This window comes from Streptomyces sp. WAC00040, from assembly GCF_056835925.1.
The window spans coordinates 388999-409481 of sequence record NZ_JAKQZE010000005.1; the positions used below are offsets into that span (position 1 = coordinate 388999).

At 65.6% G+C, this 20483-nt stretch carries 14 protein-coding genes and 2 pseudogenes; 4 read left to right on the forward strand and 12 right to left on the reverse strand.

Features of this window, described 5'->3' with window-relative positions; genetic code table 11:
* Positions 1-4: 4 nt before the first annotated feature.
* Positions 5-1549, reverse strand: a complete 1545-nt coding sequence (locus MDN94_RS36715; RefSeq protein WP_482730109.1) for a sensor histidine kinase — start codon at positions 1547-1549, stop codon at positions 5-7.
* Between the two features lie 1257 nt (positions 1550-2806).
* On the opposite strand from MDN94_RS36715, the gene MDN94_RS36720 reads away from it, so the two are divergent.
* Positions 2807-3010: a cold shock domain-containing protein gene (locus MDN94_RS36720; RefSeq protein WP_482730110.1), complete on the forward strand. Its 204-nt coding sequence runs from the start codon at positions 2807-2809 to the stop codon at positions 3008-3010.
* A gap of 290 nt (positions 3011-3300) precedes the next feature.
* Here MDN94_RS36720 and MDN94_RS36725 read toward each other — a convergent pair whose 3' ends face one another.
* The 11 genes and pseudogenes from MDN94_RS36725 to MDN94_RS36775 all read right to left on the reverse strand — a co-directional run bounded on the left by MDN94_RS36725 (position 3301) and on the right by MDN94_RS36775 (position 17220).
* A complete protein-coding gene (locus MDN94_RS36725) occupies positions 3301-3681 on the reverse strand; it encodes a DUF6009 family protein (protein WP_482730111.1) in 381 nt (126 codons plus the stop codon).
* Positions 3682-3810: 129 nt separating this feature from the next.
* Complete coding sequence (locus MDN94_RS36730; RefSeq protein ID WP_482730112.1) at positions 3811-5361, reverse strand: DNA primase family protein; 1551 nt, start codon at positions 5359-5361, stop codon at positions 3811-3813.
* The gene (locus tag MDN94_RS36735; RefSeq protein WP_482730113.1) at positions 5358-6434 is read right to left on the reverse strand and encodes a bifunctional DNA primase/polymerase; all 1077 of its coding nucleotides are present in this window, start codon (positions 6432-6434) and stop codon (positions 5358-5360) included. Before MDN94_RS36735 ends, MDN94_RS36730 begins: the two co-directional genes overlap by 4 nt.
* Before the next feature lie 1366 nt (positions 6435-7800).
* Positions 7801-10326 (reverse strand): hypothetical protein, encoded by a 2526-nt coding sequence (locus tag MDN94_RS36740; RefSeq protein ID WP_482730114.1) that lies wholly within the window; start codon positions 10324-10326, stop codon positions 7801-7803.
* 409 nt (positions 10327-10735) lie between these two features.
* On the reverse strand, positions 10736-11203 hold the full coding sequence (locus MDN94_RS36745) for a hypothetical protein (RefSeq protein WP_467128438.1): 468 nt from the start codon (positions 11201-11203) through the stop codon (positions 10736-10738).
* Between the two features lie 341 nt (positions 11204-11544).
* The gene (locus MDN94_RS36750; RefSeq protein WP_482730115.1) at positions 11545-11793 is read right to left on the reverse strand and encodes a hypothetical protein; all 249 of its coding nucleotides are present in this window, start codon (positions 11791-11793) and stop codon (positions 11545-11547) included.
* Between the two features lie 766 nt (positions 11794-12559).
* Complete coding sequence (locus tag MDN94_RS36755; RefSeq protein WP_482730116.1) at positions 12560-13444, reverse strand: ParA family protein; 885 nt, start codon at positions 13442-13444, stop codon at positions 12560-12562.
* A gap of 1108 nt (positions 13445-14552) precedes the next feature.
* Complete coding sequence (locus MDN94_RS36760; protein ID WP_482730235.1) at positions 14553-14876, reverse strand: DUF5958 family protein; 324 nt, start codon at positions 14874-14876, stop codon at positions 14553-14555.
* Positions 14872-14955 (reverse strand): annotated as a pseudogene (locus MDN94_RS36765) (DUF5958 family protein); the annotation flags it as partial. The pseudogene MDN94_RS36765 and the gene MDN94_RS36760, both read right to left, overlap by 5 nt.
* Before the next feature lie 105 nt (positions 14956-15060).
* Positions 15061-15504, reverse strand: a complete 444-nt coding sequence (locus MDN94_RS36770; RefSeq protein WP_482730117.1) for a hypothetical protein — start codon at positions 15502-15504, stop codon at positions 15061-15063.
* A gap of 1467 nt (positions 15505-16971) precedes the next feature.
* Entirely contained in the window at positions 16972-17220 is a 249-nt protein-coding gene (locus MDN94_RS36775; RefSeq protein WP_482730118.1) for a hypothetical protein, read from the reverse strand.
* A gap of 463 nt (positions 17221-17683) precedes the next feature.
* On the opposite strand from MDN94_RS36775, the pseudogene MDN94_RS36780 reads away from it, so the two are divergent.
* From MDN94_RS36780 to MDN94_RS36790, 3 genes and pseudogenes are all read left to right on the forward strand, one after another.
* Positions 17684-17798, forward strand: a pseudogene (locus MDN94_RS36780) (RNA-guided endonuclease TnpB family protein); the annotation flags it as partial.
* A 719-nt stretch (positions 17799-18517) separates the two neighbouring features.
* Positions 18518-19180 (forward strand): ParA family protein, encoded by a 663-nt coding sequence (locus MDN94_RS36785; protein WP_467665177.1) that lies wholly within the window; start codon positions 18518-18520, stop codon positions 19178-19180.
* Complete coding sequence (locus MDN94_RS36790) at positions 19180-20409, forward strand: ParB/RepB/Spo0J family partition protein (protein WP_482730119.1); 1230 nt, start codon at positions 19180-19182, stop codon at positions 20407-20409. The genes MDN94_RS36785 and MDN94_RS36790 overlap by 1 nt, the downstream gene beginning before the upstream one ends.
* The last annotated feature ends 74 nt before the right edge of the window (positions 20410-20483 follow it).

The window sequence follows — 20483 nt, forward strand, 5'->3', positions numbered from 1 at the left end:
GTTACTAGCTGTGACTGTCGGTGGGAGTGCCGCCTGATGCGTCGTCGGCAAGTCCCCATCCTTGCCGGAAGGCGCCCAATAGCCCCGGAGTGGCCACTACTTCCTTCTCGTCCCCGGTCGTGCGAGTTCTGGGCGGCGTGTCCCGAAGTTCCGGGACCAGGTTTTCCTGCGCCCTACGCTTGGGTAGTTGCGGCCGCCCGTCCTTGGATGCGACGCCCATAGCGCGAACGGCACCCCGTGGTGTAACTGGCTCAGCATCCTGCTGCTGCGGCGATTCGGGCGGCCTAACCCACGAAGCAGCCTCAGGCTGCTTCGTGGGAATCCCCTGCTGAGGGGCCACCGGCTCGGCTTCCCGGACGCCTTGCACAGCAGGACGCTGTACCGTCACTGCGGAGGCGCGCCGGGGCATCTCAGCCCCCAGCTTCGACGCGGCGACGGACTCCTCCCCCAGCAAGGGTTGCGGGAGCACCAGGACCGCCTGCACGGCACCGTAAATGTTGGTTTGCAGCTGTACCGGAATGTTGTGTCGGCGGGCCAGCGCGGCAACGACGAACAGCCCGATACGGCCGTCGGCAAGCAGCCCGCCGACATCGATGTGATTGGGGTCAGCAAGGAGCTCATTCAGTCGAGTCTGCTCCTCGGCCGGAATGCCGAGACCTCGGTCCTCAACCTCCACAGCGAGGCCGGCCCTGACTATTCGCGAGCGCAGCAGCACCTGGGTGTGGGGGTCGGAGAATACGGTGGCGTTCTCGATCAATTCGGCCAGCAAGTGAACGACGTCGGCAACGGCGTAGCCTTGCAGTGTCCCCTCGATTGGCGGCACAAGTTTCACCCTTGAGTACTGCTCCACCTCGGCGATGGCCGAACGCAGCACTTCATTCAGTGCCACGGGGCGGGTCCACTGCCGACGAGAGACTGTGCCGCCGAGCACCGCGACATTCTCCGCGTGACGCCGGGTACGGGTCGCCAGGTGGTCTACAAGGAAAATACGCTTAAGGAGTTCGGGATCTTCGACCTCCCGCTCGAGATCGTCAAGCTCCTTAATCTGGCGGTGCACGAGCGATTGCAGCCGCCTCGCAAGGTTGACGAAGACTTCAACCTTCGCCCCATTCCCCCCCCTTGTCGGCTTGGCGGGTGCGGGCTGTACGCCGGACGTGGGGTGGACGATGGGCGCGTCACGGTGAGCCGCCTGTATGACGGCTGCCCCCGCCTGCCACTGGCCGAGTTGAATCGCATACTCGAGACGGGCGAGCGCATCTCCTTCGGACGGAGCCGGGTGCGCGAATTGAGGCGGCTCCAACCTCTCGCCGTCGTTCATTCGACGCAGCAAGGTCTGCAGATGCAACTCGCCGCTGGCAATAGTCCGATATAGCCGCTCGTACCGCTGCGACCGCGATCGTGCCTCGGAGTTTGACGCGACGAAGGCGCCGACGAGCAAACCGCAGCCGAGAACTGTTGCGGCAGCGAGAACGCTCCACGTGGCGGCATCGGCGGTGCCCTCCTGGGAGCGCAGGACGAATATGACGACGGTGGCCGAGACCACCGCCATACCTGCCACTGGGAGGACGGCGAGTCGCATCAATGCGAAACGTGAGCGGCTGTCCAGGGCAGACTCCTGGGCCGGAGTTCTGCCGTGTCTCTTCCGTGCCAGTGTCGGGGGCGCGGGGTTCGGCCGACCGGGTTCAGGGCACGCTGAATAGGTCGGGGGTTCAGACATGGGAGTCCTCTCAATCGCCAGCGGGTCAGTGGTGGACGCACCGCAAGGCCGACCGTCAACACGGGGGATCCATCGAACGATTGATGGTGGCAGTACCCTACGACACCTCATGCAGGTGATCTAATCGCTTCGACTCCGCAAATGCGTCGTCACTGCAGGCCCACCCCGACATGAACCTTGCCCCGAACTCAGGAGCCAGACTGATAGTCACAGGGCAGAACTTGGAGGAAGCGAGCGTTCGCCCAGCCGATCCGGAGTGCAGCCTATGAATCGACGATCGAGCTCGGCAACTTCCCCAATGGGCCCTAGGGCCTAATGTGAATTGGGCCTGGCCTGTCTGCTTTGAACCTGCTACGTTCAGCTTCAAATATGACACAGACGGAAGGTGAGGTCGGAAGCCAATCTTGCCCTGACGTCGCGGATAAAGCTCGCTCTCCGACTGGAGGCTTGGGGGTGCACCGGGTGAGGTCGCAGGAAATCGAATCGACCACTACCTCGTGGATGGGCCCTCGGTTCCGCCGGAATGGGGCTGGGTACCTCGCCGTCCGGCTGCCGCCCGGCGGTCACGGTGATTGACCCGTACGTCGGCGTGAGCAGTCCCGGCTGCGGTTCGCTCGCGAAGCGGCGGCGTACTCGCCCTCCGCCTAGCTCATGTTGCTCCCCCGAGAGGCTGAGCAGCACCCGCCGGCCGAAACGGTGTGATCACGCCTTCGGCCGGCCCCAAGAACCACCGCCAAGATCGAGTCGCCTGCGACGGCGGCAGCGGTGACGGGCTCTCCAACTCCGGGTGGATCGGCGTCACGACCTTTGGCTGGTCGGAGCCGTATGAACGTCTCGACGAACGGCAGCACTTAGCGATGACATGGCGCAAGCATGGCGATGCGACCTGGGACTGGTCAGGGAGGCGGGCATGGTGGGCGCCGACGCCCCGGGGCTGGTACGCCTTACACGCCGTGGTGACGGGCTCTGTTCTCGTGGCGCCTGCCGCGGGCGCCAGCACGTCGGGTTGTCGCAGCTAGTGCGCTGGCAGGTGGTGGGTGCAGCCCCACTACATCGCGTGAGCGGGGGTTGCCTGTGCCGACTGGCGTGGTGAAGTGGTTCGATCCCGGCTGCGGATTGGGCGTTATCGTCCAGGACAGCGGCGGCCCTGACGCCGTCGCCCATCGCACGGCGGTTCACGGCGACGCTGACTGGACGCTCGTCGCAGGCAACCGCGTGCTGTTCGACGTCACCCTGGACGCAGCGGGAGTCCGCGCCGACAACATCTGGCACCTGACTGATGGACCATGCTGATCCGTCATACGAGGGGCCAACAAATGATCGCGTGCGCCTGCAGCAAAGGCCGCGCCGTCGTGCCAGGCCCTCAAGACGTGCCCGGCGTGCGCGCGTAGCAAGTTCGGCGACTGTTTGGGCAGGTGATGAAACGGTCATGTAGGGCCGGAAGTACGTGTAAGCGAGTGGTCCTTGACCTGCTGTTCCGTCGGCGGGCTGAGGAACTGGGTTCCGCTTCTTCAGCTCTGGCCGGTGTCGCTGCGCGTCCAGAGTGAGGCCCTCAGACGGTCTGCCCCTGCACCTGGGGCGTGTCAGGTGGACACTGTCTCGCTTCTGCGTTTCCCCTGGGAACGCGGCGTCTTCTCCCCCACGCGGCGGGGCTCGATGGTCCGCGGGTCCACCGCCTCGCCGGGTGCGCCCTCCTTGTAGAGGCCCTCGGGATCGTTCGGCCGGTCGTGGGGCAGCAGGAAGAAGGTTCGGCGCTGAAAGAGGCCGCTGTCTGGATTGGCCTCGGCGTCCTTGTCAAGTTCGGCGTAGCCGACCATGCGTCCGTCACGGGCGTAGCGGGGCTTTCCGCCGCGGCGTGCGCTCTTGTCGAGCGCCTGGCGGACGTAGTCGAGGTTGTCGAGGTCCTCCAGCCACACCACGTTCGCTTCGTGTGCGAGCTGGCTTTCGTGCAGCAGCGAGCTCATGGACGCAGCTCCTTGTCGGTAATGTGGTGGTGCGGGTCGTGGGTCCTGCCGCCCGGGGCGGGCAACGGGGCACGGAGGTCTGGGACGCTTCCATGGTAGAACGGCGCCGCGGTCCTGGGCAGAAGGCCCTCACTCATGCGCGTCCACCTGCCGGGCATCGGAGCGGCTGATGTCGTCCGGGAGCAGCGCGAGGGCCGGGTAGTACTTCTTGCCGCTGGACTTCAGCATCTCGGCAGGGGACGCGAGACCGACCTCCTGGCGGATGCGGCCGGCGAAGGCGCGAGTGGTGTCGGCCCGGATGCCTTCAGAGCTGCACCAGCCGGTGTAGGTGGCGTAGAGAAGGCCCTGCTCGACACGCAGGTCGCCCGTGTGGGGGCCCTGGCGCATGCAGCATTCGCTGATGAAGCGGCCGATGTGGTCCTCGGTGGTCTCGTACGCGGCGGTGGCCAGACGGACCGAGGACGGGCCGGTCAGAGGGTCTCGGCTGGTGAGGTAGCGGATGGCGCCCTGGATCAACCAGTGGAGGATGCCTGGTCCCTCCTTCTGGACCAGCTCGCCGGCGAGGTTGTCGATCTTCCGCTCGGCGGGCACAACACGTTCGAAGGGGATGAGGCGGATGCGGCGCCAGAAGGCGTGGCCGCCGGTGCCCACTTCGGGCTGGTGATTGCCGAGCAGCCAGAGCTTGTGGGTTGGGGTGAAGCTGAAGTAGTCCTGCCGCATGCGACGGGCCTTGATCTTGTCGCCGCCGGTGAGGAGCTTGACCCGGGCCTCATCGAACTTGTCGTTGGGCTTGAGCTCGCTGCAGACGAAGATGCGGCGGCCGTGGAGCTCCGTCAGCTCCGTGGAGTGTTCGGCGAAGTTGCCTTTGTCCATCAGGAAGCCGGGCGGGGCCGCGTCCGCGTAGTCGCCCATGACCTGGATCATGACGTCCAGGAGGACCGACTTGCCGTTGGCCCCTTTCCCCCACAGGAAGGGCAGTACCTGCGCGCCGACGTCGCCGGTGATGGAGTACCCGAGCAGCAGGTGCAGGAAGTCGATCATCTCCTGGCCCTTGGCATCGTCGCCGAAGGTGTCGTCCAGGAAGGAGTGCCAGCGCGGGGTGGGCATCGCCTGGGGTGCCACGTTGGTGGCACGGGAGTGGAGGTCGCGCAGCGGATCGGGTTTGTGCAGGCGTCCGTTGCGTAGGTCGACGACGCCGGCCGGGGTGCACAGGGAATAGGCGTCGCCGTCGAGGACGTCGGGGTCGAGGCTCAGTGCGGGCGCGGCCTTGGCCTGGTGGAGCAGCGCCTTCATCCCGCTGGTGGACATCGTCCGCCGGCGGTGCTGGGCGATCTCGTGGTCGCTGAAGGTGCCGCGGGGGTCGGTGGGGGACATTTGCTCGGCCATGTCGCCGGCCGCCCACAGAGCAGCCTTCTCGCCACCGACACGCTTCCACCGGAACTGGTCCCAGCAGTACCAGCCGAGGCCTTCGACGTGGCGGAACTGGTCGCTGTAGAGCTGGGCGAACAGCTTGGCATTGCCCCGGTCGGTGAGCATGGGCGGCAGCAGGGCGGGGGTGTCGGCGGGGGCAGGCCTTGGTGCCTGCTGGGCGGGGACCCGCGCGGGGGTGGCGGCCTCGAGGTCAAGCATCTGCTGAGCGGCGGCGGCCGCGTCGAAGCGGCTGCTCTCGGCGCTACTCATGCGAGTCCTTTGGGGTGGAACGGGCGGCTGGCGCCTGCGGAAAGGGCTGCGTCGATGATCGTCTCGTTGCGGCGGGTCTGGTAGGGACGAGCATAGTGAGCGGCTTCTGCCAGCTCTTGGCGGGCTTCGGCCTGGTTCAGGTGGCCTGCTCCGACAAGTCCTCCTGCTGTGTAGGCGGCTCGGTTGAGCTTCTCGGTGAAGCCGGTTCCTTCGGCATGAGCGGCACATTCGCGGACGATCTCGAGGAGTGGTCGCAAAAGCGCCTGTGCGGCACCGGTCCGGGTGCGCGGGCGGGTGATGTGCGGACGCGGGCTCGGGATCGGGGAGTCCAGTATGACGTGCCCGGTGCGTGTCAGTTCGGTGGCCAGCCATGCGGGGAGGGGTGCGGGTTCTCGCACGGCTCCGAGTGGCGTGTAGGTGCCTGCGGACGTACGAGTGGTTGGGGCGACGATGTATCCGCCGTGCGCTCGTACGTCGACCTGCCAGGCAAGTGCGGTCTTGGGGCTGGATCCGGTGGACGAGCGGAAGCGAACCGTCGGTTCGGGGTTGCAGTACCAGATATGCAGTCCGCCGGACGGAGTGCGTACGCGCAGAGTGGTGCCGTCCTCCGCAGGGTTGCTCTCCTGCCGGTAGGCAGCGAGGAGGGCCAGCGTGTCGAAGCCCGAGGCGAGCCCGGCAAGGTTCACCTGCTCCGGAATCGGGATGCCGGGCAGAAGTCGGTCACGGTTGGGCACCTGCGCGGCGTGGGCGTCGACGTCCAGGACAACCAGATGTGCCGGCCCGCAGGAGACACCGACGCCTGCGCGGGGCTCCTTGGACCACCAGGAGTCGATCAGCGCGAGGTCCGTGGTCGCGCAGTGGAAGCCGTGGCACCACCGTCCCAGGGCGTGGCAGGGGCAGTCCGAAGGATTGTGGGAACGGTCACGGCATTGCTCGCAGTTGGCAGCCGGCGTCTTGCGTCCCGGGGCAAGAGGATGGACCGGCAACTGACGGCCTGCGAGCCACCGGGCCACATCCGCGGGACGCGGCTGCGGCGCGACTCCGGGCGGAGCGGCTATCGGCGGGCGCTGCATTGTCGGTCGGTCCGTTCCTCTTGACTGGCCAGGGATGGTCTCTCAGTTCAGTCCCCGGAAGTTTTGCCTGGTCGGGGGGTTACCCAGGCGTACGGAGGGACTGAAGGGACTGACTTTCCCCTATAGCGTGCAGAGCCTAGCGCACGGGTGCGCGGGCCGTGCGGAGGCATGAGCACTTATTACAGAAACAGTCCCTTCAGTCCCTTGGTCCCTCGTCGGGGACAAGGGAACGGCCAACTGCCTGCCGTGGCGGGCGAGTGAGGACCGAAGCGCTACCTCCGGGCGAGGGACTCTTCAGTCCCCGTCCGGCCCCTGCCGCGTTTCCCCAGGTCAAAGCAATTGCGCCTACCAGTGGAGGGACTGAAGGGACTCAACTTTCTAGTTATCAGCGGACCAGGGTATGGGCGGGCCAGTCTTTGTGCGCGCATACACGCGCGCACGCAGCTGGAACAGGGACTTTCAGTCCCTTCCGTCCCTTGAGCCCCGAGGGAATCGCTTTGACCTGGTCTTTTGGGAAGGGACTGAACTACCGAGGGACCAAAGGCATTCGGTCTCTCGGTCGGGGCTTTTGCACCGGCCAAGCTTCCGGGGCGAGACAGACCTGACAACGGCTCAGTCAGACACCGGCACCTTTACCCAGCCGTCCGACCGAGCGGCAATGCTGCACCCGCCGCTTCCCAGGAGTCCCCCGGCGGCCGTCCGCCGACCACAACCTTCGGCGCGACGTCGAGGAGTTCATTGGCGGCCGACCGATCGTGCGTACCGCCGCAGCTTGTCGATCGTGCCGAGCCCCGCCTCCAGGCTGACCGGTCAGGCGCGCCCTCGCCCTCCTGCCCCGCCTCCGGTGTCGGCCTGGGGGGTGCCAACGACTACCAGAGCCACACTCTGCTCCATGCTCTTTGCGGTCAGCCGAAAAGGAGATCACACCTGCATCGTTCCTCGGCTGCGCCGAGAGAGGCCGCCACGAGGCGGTCGTCCTCGTCCGGCCGCCTCGATGCGTTCGGCGTGACAGCGCGCCGGCAGTTCCGCCCGCCCCCCTCTGGCAGGCAGGGGCAGCGCTGGACGGGCGCGTAGAGCAGCCTACGGCGCTTGCGGACGTCCGCCACCAGCAGGATCCCGGGACAGGCGCGGAGGTGAGTGGACGTCTGCCAGCCGAGCTCGCGCAGCAGTCAGGGAGGTGGTTGGCGAGCTGGCGGCTCATGTCGATGGACGGCACATCTAGCTCGGTGGACAGTTCTCCCGGTTGGTCATCTGCGGAAGGCGCCCGCGAGGGCGGTGAGGACTGGTCGGCGAGCGGGAGCTGACCGTCTTCAGCAATGGCTGGCGCCAACGCCACCTCGTCGAATGAGTGCGTGCGTACGCGCACTTAGGCCCGAGCTGCATGCAGCTTGCTGCGACCTAAACTAGGTTGAGTCCCTTCAGTCCCTCCGCGTTCTGCAGTGGAGCCTCTGACCTGCAGAAATGAACCGGTGGCTGAACGGGGACCGGAGAGCGGCACGGCTGCCACCTCGCCTGAGGGCGGACGAGCCGAGAGTTCGGCGCACCGCTCACGCCAGGGCCTTCGCACGGGGGCGGTGTTTGACCGTGCTTGGAGCAAGTCTTGGAGGAAGTCATTGAGCAGTTGCTGGGCGACTCCGGCCCGGGCCTTCTCGCCCGCCGCGGCGGCCGCTTCGAGGGCTTCCTGGCGGGTCGGATAGTTGGAGCCCTGTCGCATCGTCATCCGGTGGGCATGCTTAGCTTCGGCCTCGGCCAGCTTGGTACGCCTCAAGTGAGTGAGAGCGGCGCTTCGACGCTGGGCCAGCAGTTTCTCGGCGACCAGACGCTCGGTATACGCCTCTGAGACGGCGTCATCAGCGTCCTCACCAGCGCACGCGGTGGTGAGGACGCTCCAGGTGTCCTGCTCGACGCGTTCGGTCAACTCGGTCAGCGCTTTCTGATCGTCGAGCTCGGCACGCAGGGCGACCGTGATGTCGACGGCTTGCTTGACAAGGGCGGCCGTACCGCGCCGGGTGCTGCAGGCCAGGCACAACCCCCCGGCATCGGCGATCGAACAGTCTTCACATGGCCGCGCCGCACGAGCCGCCTCGGTTGCAGCCAGCGCTTTCCGCTGCCGGTCGATGGCTTCCAGCAGCACGACATGCTCCTGGGCGGTGCGCTCGCGCCTGGCGAGGTCCATCGTGGTCTCGTGTGCAAGTCGTTCGCGCAATTCCCGTTCGACTTCCGCACGCCTCTCCTCGGCCGCCAGACTCGGGTGCTGTGCGGCCACAGTTGCTGCGACTGACCGGCGCAGGGCGCGCCGGTCCTCAACGAGGCACGCGCAGCTGTCGCAGGCCAGCCCTGTGTCCATGCGGACGCCGTCGTCACACAGGTGAGACCAGCATCCTGCGCGCTGGGGCAGGCCCCGGCCCAGTAGCCAGCCCGGAAGCGATTCCACCGGAAGCGGGCCCTGCATGGCGATCCGCCGTTCCACTCGTGCGGCAAGGGCCTGACCTGCCCGCTGTGCGCCCACCTGGCCCCGGAGCCGGGCTAGTTCCTTGCGCACGGCCTTGGCCATCCAACGGCCTGTCGAGACGCGCTGCGTTCGAGCCCAGAGGTGGGCGATGGGAGTCAGGACGAGGCTGAGGTCCGCCGGCACAGCTGCAGGGGTTGCGAGCGTCGAGGTGGAGGCTCCAAGACCAGTCAGCTGGGGAGTTGTGTGCTTCTCCCCGCGCAGCGGGCCTACATCAGCCCCGACCAGAGGGTTTGCTGATCGCGTGTTGTGGAGTTGATCCTCGCGCGCAACCGCGCGTTGCCGCTGACGGTCGTTGCCCGAGACGGCAGAGCCGGAAAAGCAGTAGAGATCAGCCGCAGCCACTGAAGAGAGATCAACCACTGGTGGGTGGGTGGTGTGGAGTTCTGCAGAACCACTCTCCTGGTGTTCTGCTACAGAACCGGGGGTGACCTGCGGTGATGCTGCGAACTTCACGGTTTGATCCCCGGATGCAGAACCCGACTCGTCGGCAAGGAGATCCTCGAAGCTCTGCTGCGCCCAACCGTCACCGGTGAGCACCAACTCGTCCCAGCGGTCGGGCTGTCCGGAACACCGCGTGCACGTCCCCGGGCGTGACGGGGGCACTGGACGTCCTGCTGCCTCTGCGGGCGCGGCAGCAGCTGAAGAGGCCAGGTTTGCCTTCGCACGCACCGAGGCGGCCTGAACCGCTGGGATCCGGAGACGGCTCCGCCCCAAGTCGTCGGAGAGTTCCAAGACCAGGGCTTCGATGTCCACAAGGCGGTCCAATACTCCCGCTGCTTTGCGGATCGAGCAGCCCAACGCCTGGGCCACAGTGGCGTCCGCACGCCTATACCCCTCGGCGACTCGCCCGGCCGCCATCCGGACCCGGCCGTCCCCTCGAGCCTGGAGCACCAGGCGCAGCATCGCGAGCCGATCCGTTGCGGCGCCTCTCCCCTGCCGTTTGGCCATGAAGCCGGCCGGTGTTGCGGGTTTGTTCTGCGGTGCCCAGCCCGGACATGTCACCGCCTCGCAAAGCCGCAGCAATGTGGCGAGGTCGCGCCGATTGAGCATCGCCAGAGGGTGGCCGGCCGACTCGATGCGGGCTTCTCGCAGAGGCAGCAGGTCGAATGCAACCGCGGTGGTCTGCCCAGCGGCGTCGCGCACTGGCGTGCACAGCGTGATCCCGGATCTTTTCAGTCGCGGAATCACGCTGTGAGCCACGTGCGAGACCGAGCAGCCAAGCCAACCGGCAAGGTCCCGGGAGCGCATTTCCACTTGCGTGGAACCGATCGGGGCCTTCGCCAGAAGAATCACCGCGGCGAGCCGTACGAGGTCACACTCGCTTGCAACCCGGGGGTCCTCGAGCAGGGCGCGCACAGCCGAGACCAGCGCGCTGCGCATTCCGCGCGTGAGCAGCAGCGGCTCATCGAGGACAGCGCTGCGGCTGCCGACCGAGGTGGGCAGGGCAGGGGAAGGGGGCGGACAAGGCGCCGAGGAATTCGGATGCGGGACTGGTACTTGTGCGTGATTCGAGTCAGCTTTGGGCACAACCGAACCAGCCCTCTGACTGGTAGCTATGATCTACTCCTGTCGAGGAGGTGCGAGGGAAACCCTCATCGCCATCCGGCTCCGCCTGGGGAGGTAGAGAGGCCGGACGCGCGACGGTGTTCAGTTAGGGATGCGGGTGACGCTCACCTCCTCGATCACAGGAGCGGCCCGGGACGGCACATCCCGGGCCGCTTTCTTGTTTCCATCGCTTGTGCCTTGCCATCTCCTGGATTCCTGGGGGCTGGGCACGGAGCGAGGCGGTCTACGCGGCGGACTTGGAGCCCGAACTGCGGCGGCGGCGAGAGGCGAGTGCCGTTATGGCGTTGGGGAGTTCTGCGACCCACACGCCGACGGGGATGCGGAAGGCAACGCGGCCGTTGAGTGTCTTGAGGTCGAAGGCTGCGCGTTCGGCGGGCGTGGTGACGAGGTGAACGCTGTCCTCGAGAACCCAGAGGGCTGTGTCCGGGGTGGTGCTGGGATCGGATGCTGCCTGGCGAGCTGCTTCGACGGCTGACTGCTGCCAGAGCTCCAAGGCCTGTCGGGCGCTGCGGGGTCGTCGCGTTCCCGGCCACACGATCTGGGAGACGAAGGCGTACACGCGGAGGGCTACGACTTCCTCCTCAAAGTGCGGTTCGTGGAGCACACCTTGGTCACGTGCTTTCCATGCCCACGACTCACTGAGGCCGGCTGCTGCTGCGACAGCGCTCGTACTGAGCTTCTCGTCCGCCATCACTTCTTCGACTCCCTGGCAAACCCAATGATCTTCGGAGGATCACGATAGCGGAAGAAGCCGCTCTGATTCTCGCGTCACTAGAGGGTCGGCGTGTCATGAAGGTCTCTGCAGGCCGGTGTCGCCCCGAATTTGAGGGTCTTTCGGGGATTCTCTTCGTGTGTCGTGGACGTGAGAGTTCTAGTGTCGCAAGACATGAGTGCTTGCGAGATGGTGGCGTCGTTAGATTGATCGTTAGTGCGAGAGTTGCATATGTAGTTGCACTGAGTGTTGCGTGCTGCAATAGCTAGGGGCCGACGACACGAAGTGTCGCCGGCCCCTAGCTGATCTGCTTCTTGATGCTATGGACGTTGCCGCACTGGACGCTGCAACGGGCCCTCAGTGTCCAGTGCGTCGAGCAGTCGCTCGATGCCGGCCGAAACCACATGCGTCCCTCGGCGGCCGAAATCAGCCTCTTGGAGAGCGAGTTTCAAGTTCGACATGAGGTCATAAGCCGACTCGCCCACACGGTAGTTGGAGGGTTGAGTCCTCTCCTGATCCCACAGCTGATTCGCCTCGAAGGCTGCAGCCATCTCGATCTGCTCGTTCACCGTCTCGGGAAGGTTGCGTAGTGCCGCGTCGACGTAGTGCCCCAGCGCCAGGCTCGAGTTCCCCGTCGAGCGCCTGTCCGCGTTGAGGCGCTCCTTGAGTCTGCTCAGGACGTCAGGAGAGATGCGAAAGCCGTGGGACTTCCACCGAGCGGACCGCAGCTTGGCGTCGGCAAAGCTGTCATGGATGGCTGTGTGAGCCCAGGCATGGCCAAGCCGTTGTACCTGAGGTTTTTCCGTCTGCGTTTCGGTCTCTGGCTGAGGCCGGGGTTCAGCTTCAGCGGCAGGTGCCCGTTGATGTGGCTCAGGTGCAACCTCAGCCTTGACTACAGGTTCGGGGGCGGCTTCCTGTACGAGCTCCGAACCGGCGCGCACCTGAGGCACAGGCTCTACGAGTTCAGCAGCTGGTCGCGACTCGGGCGTTGCCACTCGCGGTGTTGGTGCCTTCCGAGCGGGCTTCGCTCGGGGTGCGCTGGGGTCCTTAGCAGCGGGCGTGGGGTCGGCTTCTGGTTCGGGCTGCTTGACCTCGACGGGTGAGGAAGGGGCTGGCACCCCCCCGTGCGCTGCATCCGGGAGAAGGGGTGGGTGAGACGTGGGTGCAGTACTGCCTCCATCCGGGTTCGGGCCTCCCCCACCCAGGAAGGATCGCCCCGCGACATCGCTTGCGCCGGCCAGCAGATTCTGTACCAGGGCCGGACCGCCGGGCTTGAAGTGGGCAGGTGCGCGCTTTTTCCGCTTAGGGCGGGACTGCCCGGTGCTGGGCTCTTCCTCAGCCACCGACTGCCTCGCCTTCGATCCGCTCCGGCAGCTCCCACTTCTCCACCGGCTGCGTCATGCGGGTGAGAATCTGCTGCATGAGCTCGCCATACATTTTGCCAGGGGTGTGGCTGGTGAAGCGCAGTACGGAGGGGACTCCGTATGCGAAGGAGTCGCTGATGCGGTTGTCGCTGCGTACGTCGGTGATGAAGGGGGCAAGGTTCGCATCGAGCATGCCGTTGCGGATGTTGACTTCTTGGGCTTTCCACTTCGACGGAGGGTTCGACCGGTTAAGGACAGCGCCGAGATACTGAGGGTCGCACTCGTCCCCCGTGCGCTCCTTGACGTATCCCACGGTGCCGCGGGTAGCGGCTGCCCCCTTGAGCGCCGGGTACTCAGGGATGCACACCGTGATGACGTAGTCAGCAGCGGCCAGAGCAGTTGCCGAAAGAGAAGACACGGCCGGCGGTGTATCGATGACGACGTAGTCGAACATGTGCTCTAGCTCGAGAAGCATGCGCCTCAAGGTGGGGGTGGATTGGTACCCCTTCTTGTGAATCAGATCCTGAGCCGCGGTCATGGTCGATTCCTCGCACGCCAGCAAGTGGAGTGTGCCCGCATCCTCGAACTCTGCGAGTAGTTCGCTGCGGTCGAACCAGACGGAGCTCAGGTCCATGCGCATGCCTTGAAGGCGCGCTTGCAGGACCCAGCCGAGCGAGCGTGCCAACTGATCTTCGCCCGAGAGGTTGACTCCCAGAGCGGTCCCGGCCTGAGCCTGAGGGTCGAGATCGACCACAAGTACGCGGGCGCCGGCGAGAGACAGCCCCGCGCCCAGGTTGACCGTGGTGCTGGTCTTGCCGACCCCTCCCTTCTGTGTTGCGACGGCGATGACTTTCACCGCTTGCCTGCCTCTCTAAGTCAACCTGTGCTTACGTGTCACTGTCACCAGAGTCACCGCTTGCGGGGGCAGTCGCCTGACCTGCGGGAATCGCGCAATTTGCCTGGTTCGCCAGGCGGATGGCCGCCTCCCCGTGGCCGTCTTGCTCTAGTGACACACGATCTTTGGGCCTGACATTAACAGGTTTGATGGTCTCCAGACCCTTGACTCGCGGCCATTTCAGCCCCGGGTGGCCTGGCGCGCCGTCCACCAGGGGGCCTGATTGCTCGTTAGCTGCACCGGCGCACGGCGCGGGCCACCTGTTGCCTCGCACGCACGGGGCTTTGTAACCACCCGTGTTCGAAGGTGCTGTCGGAAGTTTGCCCGAAGGTGCGATGAGTGGTCTGTCAGTGTCCCGGACGGAGCGTGCGACAGACACGAGCAGCGCCCGTGCGCGAGATCGTTCAGCTGCTTCATGCGCAGCAACCATGAGTGCTGCATACGTAGTTAGTCAGCTGCGAAGCATTGGTGACCGAATGAACTAGGGACGGTGCGTGCGTCGGAAAGCTAGGTCCATTGAAAGCAACTATGGGTGAGCGATAGCCCGTTCGGAAGTCGCAGTGATCGTTCACTCCCCCGTCTCATACTCGGTTGCGTAGATGCATTGTCTTTGACGTAGATAGATTGATGGACAGCTACCACGAAAGAGCTTGAAAAAGCATCTGCGTTGCAGACATCGCTAGAGATGTAGTTGGAAACAGTGTTGCAGGTATCGAAGCAGATAAAAACCTAGAGTTCGTCGTACTAGAGGTTGCATCGGTAGAGCTATCCCATGTTGCCTTCGTTCATCTACCTGATGTTGCAGTAAAGGGCGCAGGCGTCGCTGCAAGTATCGTTGCAGCGAAGGGCACAGTGGGGTGTGGTGCTGCCGAGGTGACGATCAAGCCGCTTCCGTATCGTTGCATGCGTCGTTGCAGTTGAGCTGATCCAGGGCCAGGGCTATCCCCAGGCGCTCCAGCTGCTTCCAGGTCGCGCTCGGCGTGCCATCCCTCTAGATGCACCCTTGCCAGGTCGTTAACTGGCCGAGCTGCCGCGGTAGTGACTTCCACGCTGCTGCCGGTCCGTTGGGCTACGTACGCGCCTGATACGGGATCCCAGCTGGGCGCTGATGCCGACGGAGGGACCAGTCAGCGGCGGACGGCCTGTGCCACCAGTGACTGCAGCCGTTCGAGCAGTAGCGCTCGCGGCGTCGTCCGTCGGCGATTGCGAGGACCGCGACCAGCAGCCGGAAGGCCTTCCGGCGTTCGTCGCAGGGAGTCAGAGAGGCGATCTTCCCCAGTTGATCGTCTATCCGACCACGCGTGATCAGCACCGCCGGCGTGTGCGTCGGGCGCAAGCCCGGCACGGTGGATGCCCTCCGGTCCGTCCTCGGCGTCGGCACGTGCCTGGACACAGTGGTGGCGCAGAAACAGCAGGGTCTCGGACTGCTCCTCTGGGGCGAGTGCGTCGAACCATGCGATGCCCTGTGGCATCGGGCGGAGCCCCTGGGCAAGCTCGTTGAGTATGACGTCGCGTTCGGTCACGCCGGTCTCCCATCGGGCAAGCGGCGCTTCGCCGCGGAGTCGAGGTCAGTGGAACTAGGCAACGAGTCGCACATGCTCTGCTCCATGGAGTTCGCTGAGTATCCGCATCACGGTCCAGACCGGCCCCCAGCGGGTTTCGTTTCCGGCGACCGATTCTCGGTTTCGCGTGCCGGAGCTGTCTGTTTCCTGCCAGTCGGTCGAGGCGAGCTCGGCCCACGTGATCCATGTCGTGCCGTGGGTGTCAGGAGATCCGCCGTACGCGGCGTACTCGGTCTGGAGCCCTTCGGATGCGTCGCTCGGAAAGCCGCGGCTTTCGGCTAGAGGGCGGAAGCCGAAGTGGTTCCGGATGCCGAAGAGGCAGGCGAGGGCGTCGTAGGCGTTGCCGTTGTTGAGTAGGAAGAGGTCGATGGCGGCGTGCCACACGGAGTCCTCGTCGTCGGGGCCCCAGAGGCGGGCACCTGGCCGGCACTCGATCATCCCGCTGACTTCGGTAGACATGCACGCATGCTGCCCGCACGGCCCGTGATTCGGCACCTGCTTTTCCTACGACCCGCTTCTGGGCCCGGTCCCGGCAAGGCCCCGCCGCCGTGCCCGCCAACTCAAGCGCACAGCCCCGCCAAGTCAACGGCTCACTCGCCAAGTGAAGCGCTCAGTCTCAACAGGCTGTCTGTACACCCCATTTCAAGCACAGGAAGCGACTCCGAGCCAACGAAAACGCCTGTACGGCGCCCTGAGCCCCTATCTGCGCCCGGGGCATCATCTTCTACCGCCCCTACGGCGAACGGCCGTCTACGGCCCCATTCTGTGAGTCGCCTTTTTGCTACTTCGCGCGTTTCGCTCATTCTTGCGTCGCCACGCTGCTCGCTTGAGCAACTCGATGCAGGGTGACGTCTAGAACGAACCTCGGGGACCATTCTCAATGGCCAGCCCGAGCCACCGGCCGGAACTTTGGGATGACGATGACAACCCGGCGGCACGTGAGGCTGACACTGACCTGAGGACCTACCTCGACGCACTGATCACAGCCCACGACACGTGGGGGCGAGCCGCTCGTCGTGCAAGTGCTGCCGCAATTGAGGACTGGCCTTGAGAGGGAGACGGTGCTTGAGCCGATCAACTGCCTGAGCCAGCTGGTTGAAAGCATGCAGACGTGGCCGCGCGAGGGCGATTGTGCTTGAACCCAGCGCGCCCGGCCGGTAATCAGCGAGCCGGATGGGCTGCCTCTCTGGGGGTCGTCCGGCCAGTTGCCAGGCGCCAGCGCTCGCTTGGCGCGTCTTGCGTTCAGGTTTCGCTCACCCGCCGGCCTGGGGCTGGACGCACATCCTGTGTTCATCGTCTGCAGCGAGATGGTCGCGTTGGTACTGGTCCCATTCACTAGGAGGATCTCGGCTGCTGGATGCGGTGAGGGGTGGGTGACTGTGGGAATCTCGCTGGCGGCGGTTGACCAATGCGCCGGCGCCACGATCGTAGAGGGCAGCAGCTCGGGGCTGCCTTGCAACGTCCCGTCCGGCCAAAGGTGCCCTCGATCCGATGGTGACATTGGAGAAGTGGCCTTCGGCGTCTCGCGGGGTATACCGCGGTATACCCCCGAACCGCACGTCCCTGAGCCGGCCTCAACCCCCGCGGCTCGGATCTGACGGCGAGGAAGTACCCAGCCTCGGTGACTCCACCCACGACTGAAGTCGCGGGCTTCCTGTGTCGGTGGCCAAGCACGGTCGCGGAGGAACAGCCCGGCCCTGTGCCGGACGTCAGCGCACCCACGCGGTCGGCGTTCTCCACCAGGCCGCACGGGACGCACTCGAACTTGGCTTGGTGACGCGGTTCTCCTTCGTGACGTGCGGGCATCCGCCCATCTTGGGCGGGCAGGTGGGGGAGGTGTTGCGGGCGTCCGCCGGGACCAGGCGGCGAGCGGCACTCTCGCCCTTCTGCGCCAGGATTCCGAGGAACTGTCGAGGATGCTGCGGTTCAGCCCGGCCTGGGCGGCGGATCCGTTTGGGGAGGGACGTGTCCTCCCCGGTCGGGGTCGGGCTTAGGTGCGGGCGTCTTGGTCATGCCCGCTGTATTCAGCTTCTCGTGTCCGATCACGTCGTATTCGCGGACCAGGGCGAGAGCAGTCCTGTGGTGGTGGTCGAGTCGCTGGCTGCGGATCTTGGCGTGCGCTTGGCGACGAGCCGGGTAGCGGCCCGGTGCCTCTTCGTACGGCGTCTGGTGCATTGAGGGAACGTGGAAGGGTGCTGCGGGGCTGCGGTCAGCTCGTCAGCCATTACCTGGAGGAAGCGGGGGCTCCCCGTTGCTCGTGGTGAGGAAGTTCGTCACGCCCAGATCGATGCTCACGATGCTGTCCGTGGCCGGCAAGGGCTCCGTGGGGATCACGTGGCAAGAGAGGGCGACGTACCAGCGCCTTCCTTCCCGCTTCAACGAGACCGTCTTGACCCGGCCCCGCACGGGTCGGTGCTGGTGTGCCCGACACCTTGCAGGCGTTCGCGGGTTGGGGTGTCGTTCGGGGCGGAGTCCCAGTGGCAGCCATCTCCGTCCTTGGGGCACGTGACGGTGTCGAAGTGCCCCCCTTGAACCTGGGGTAGCCGGGAGTGAGACCGCCCTTCACCCGCTTGAAGAACGCCTGAAACCCCTTGTTCAGACGGCGCAGGGTCGCCTGCTGGGAGGAGAAGGACCAGCCCACGTCGATACGGTGGTGTTCCCGAGGGATGGTGACGGCTGTCGCTGGGGACTCCAGTCCGCACGACATCCGGACCCGGGTACGTCTGCAAGGTGTCGGGCAGGTCCGCGTGCACCTGGCCGGCGCGGGGCCGGGTCTACGCTCTGGCGGCGATGCACCAATGCGTCGGCGTAACGATCGGACACGGCACAGCCCGGGGCTGCCTTGCAACGCCCCATCCAGTCAAAGGTGCCCTCGATCCGATGGTGACATTGGAGGAGTAGCCTTCGGCGTCTCGCGGGTATACCGCGGTATACCCCGAACCGCACGTCCCTCAGTCGGCCTCAACCCGCGCGGCTCGGACCTGACGTCGGCTACATGGGAAGGCCCGACTTGCTTCTGACGGGTGCTGCGGCCTTCCGGCGTGATGCCGCTGTGGCGGTTCAGCACTTCATAGGAGCTCTGGCTAATCTCACCATGGTGTGGTGTTGGCTTTGCCTGCGGTGGCCAACTGTCTGGCCGTCAGCCACCGGAGCGGCGCAGCCACAGTCGTCGGCATCAGGCCGCTGCCAGCTCTCGTTAGGACGAGTCATGAGGGGCACCGAAGTTGGAGTGCCCCGCCAGGACTTCGCTAACTGCGCGGGACGCTCCACAGGTCGTCGACGAGCCACACCACCACCACTGGCACGGTGCCAATCTGCGGCTCTCATGAGCTTCGAGGGCGTATACCGCGGTATACGGGTGGCCGCACGCGCCGATGCGACACCTGATGCACTCGTTTCCAGCGATCATCTGCAATGCTGTCCCAGTCCGAGTACCGAGAATCCCCTCGGGAAGCACACGGAACGGAGCATCATGGCTTCTTCAATTCTGGTCGTCTCAACCGACCCGCAGGGTTCCACCATCTGGTGGGCCGACCGCATCGGTGATGACCTCCCTTTTGATTTCGCCGCCGCCCACGAGGACCCCGACAGCCTGGCTGGCCTGAAGAACCTCGGCGCCGCGATCCACGTGATCGCTAACCAGAAGGGTGGCGTCGGAAAGACCACCACCACGGTCAATCTGGCCGCAGTCGCTCACGACGTTCTCGGCGACAGCGAGCAGCGGCAGCACATCTTCATTGACACCCCTGGCAGCCTCGAGAACGAGCACATCCTCTCCGCTGCTCTCGATGTTGCTGATGACGTCCTCGTGCCGCTGCCGCCTGAGCCGCTGGCGTTCGACCCCACGGCACGCACTATCAACAAGGTCATCGCGCCCCGCGGTCTGCCGTACAAGGTTGTCATCAATGCTTGGGATCCCCGGGACGGCAAGGCTGACCGGGACGAGACCATTGAGTACATAGACGCCATGGGTTGGCCGCGTACGAACACCGTGATCCGTCGATACAAGATCCACACTCGGGCGGCGGCTGAAGGGAAGGTCGTCACTCAGTACGCCGATAACGGCACCACGCTGCGTGCCCGGGAAGACTACTTCCGCCTGGCTCTGGAGCTTGGGTATGGAGGTCGCCGCTGATGGCCGGACGACGACTCAACCTTGCATCCCTCGCCGGCGAGACGGTGGAGACCACTCCCGGCAGCAGCAAACCGACGCTGGTCCACCTCCCCCCGGAGCAGGTTGCGGCAACACCGTTGAACCCTCGGCAAGACTTCGACCCCACGGGGCTCGAGGAGCTGGGGAACAGCATGCGGGCCGGTCAGCTGCAGCCCTGCGTGGCAGTCACGCGTGCCGCCTACATCAAGCTGTTCCCGGAGCATGCCGATCAGCTGCCCGACTGCCGACTCGTCATGGCCGCGGGGGAACGGCGCTGGAAGGCGGCACAGAAGGTCGGCCTGCCAACACTCGACGTCCACGTCCGAGAAGATCTGGCCGAGTCACGCACCCGGTTCCTGTCCGCCGTGCTTACAGAAAACGTTGAGCGGGCCAACTTCAACCCCATTGAAGAGGCGCGCGGCCTCCAGCGGATGCTCGAGATGACCGGCGGGCAGCAGACGGAAGCTGCCGCGCAGCTGGGGAAGTCGAAGCAGTGGTTCAACCAGCGCATCGGCCTCCTCCGTCTCACTGAGGACATGCAGCAGCTGGTCATCAGCGGGAAGCTGACAGCGTTCCGGGATATGCGACGCTACTCCGCCCTTCCAGCCGCAGAACAGATGGCGGCGTGGAAGGCGGATCAGGCCGCGGCCGAGCAGAAGGCGTTGGAGCCGAAGAAGCCGTCGCAGCCGCGTCAGCAGGAACCGGCATTGGCCGTGCGGGAGGAGCCCGGGTATACCGCGGTATACCCACAGGCATCCAGGGAGGTCAGCGCAGAGCCCTCGATCGCCTCCGCAGTGCCGTCGACACAAAGCGAGTCGCGAGTCACGACGGCACATCAGCCCTCGACCGCGGCGGCTGACGAGCCTGCAGCAGTGGACCTGCCAGCGGTCAGCGACCAGCGGGCGCCGGTTTCGCTACTCGAGACCCGGCACGAGGCGGCCAAGGATGCGACCCCAGCGCCGCCCGTGGCGGCCGTGCCGGACCCGCGGCCCGAGCCAGAAAAGAAGGGCCCGACGTACATGCCGTGGACCGACGGTGTCGCCTCCATGGACATCATGTTCCGTCAGTTGCTGCTCCCAGAGAGAGACCGGGCGATTGCCCGGTACCTCGAGCTCTTGGGAGGACCCGACGAGTTCGCTCGTCAGCTCAATGGCACCGTCAGCCCGGAGTACCGTCAGCGCCTGGCGCAGCTCCTGTTCGATAACGCCTGATTGCTTTTGCGGCCCCGTTTCTCTCGGCTATGACCGAGGTGAGCGGGGTCGCGCGCCTTCTACAGCACATCGTC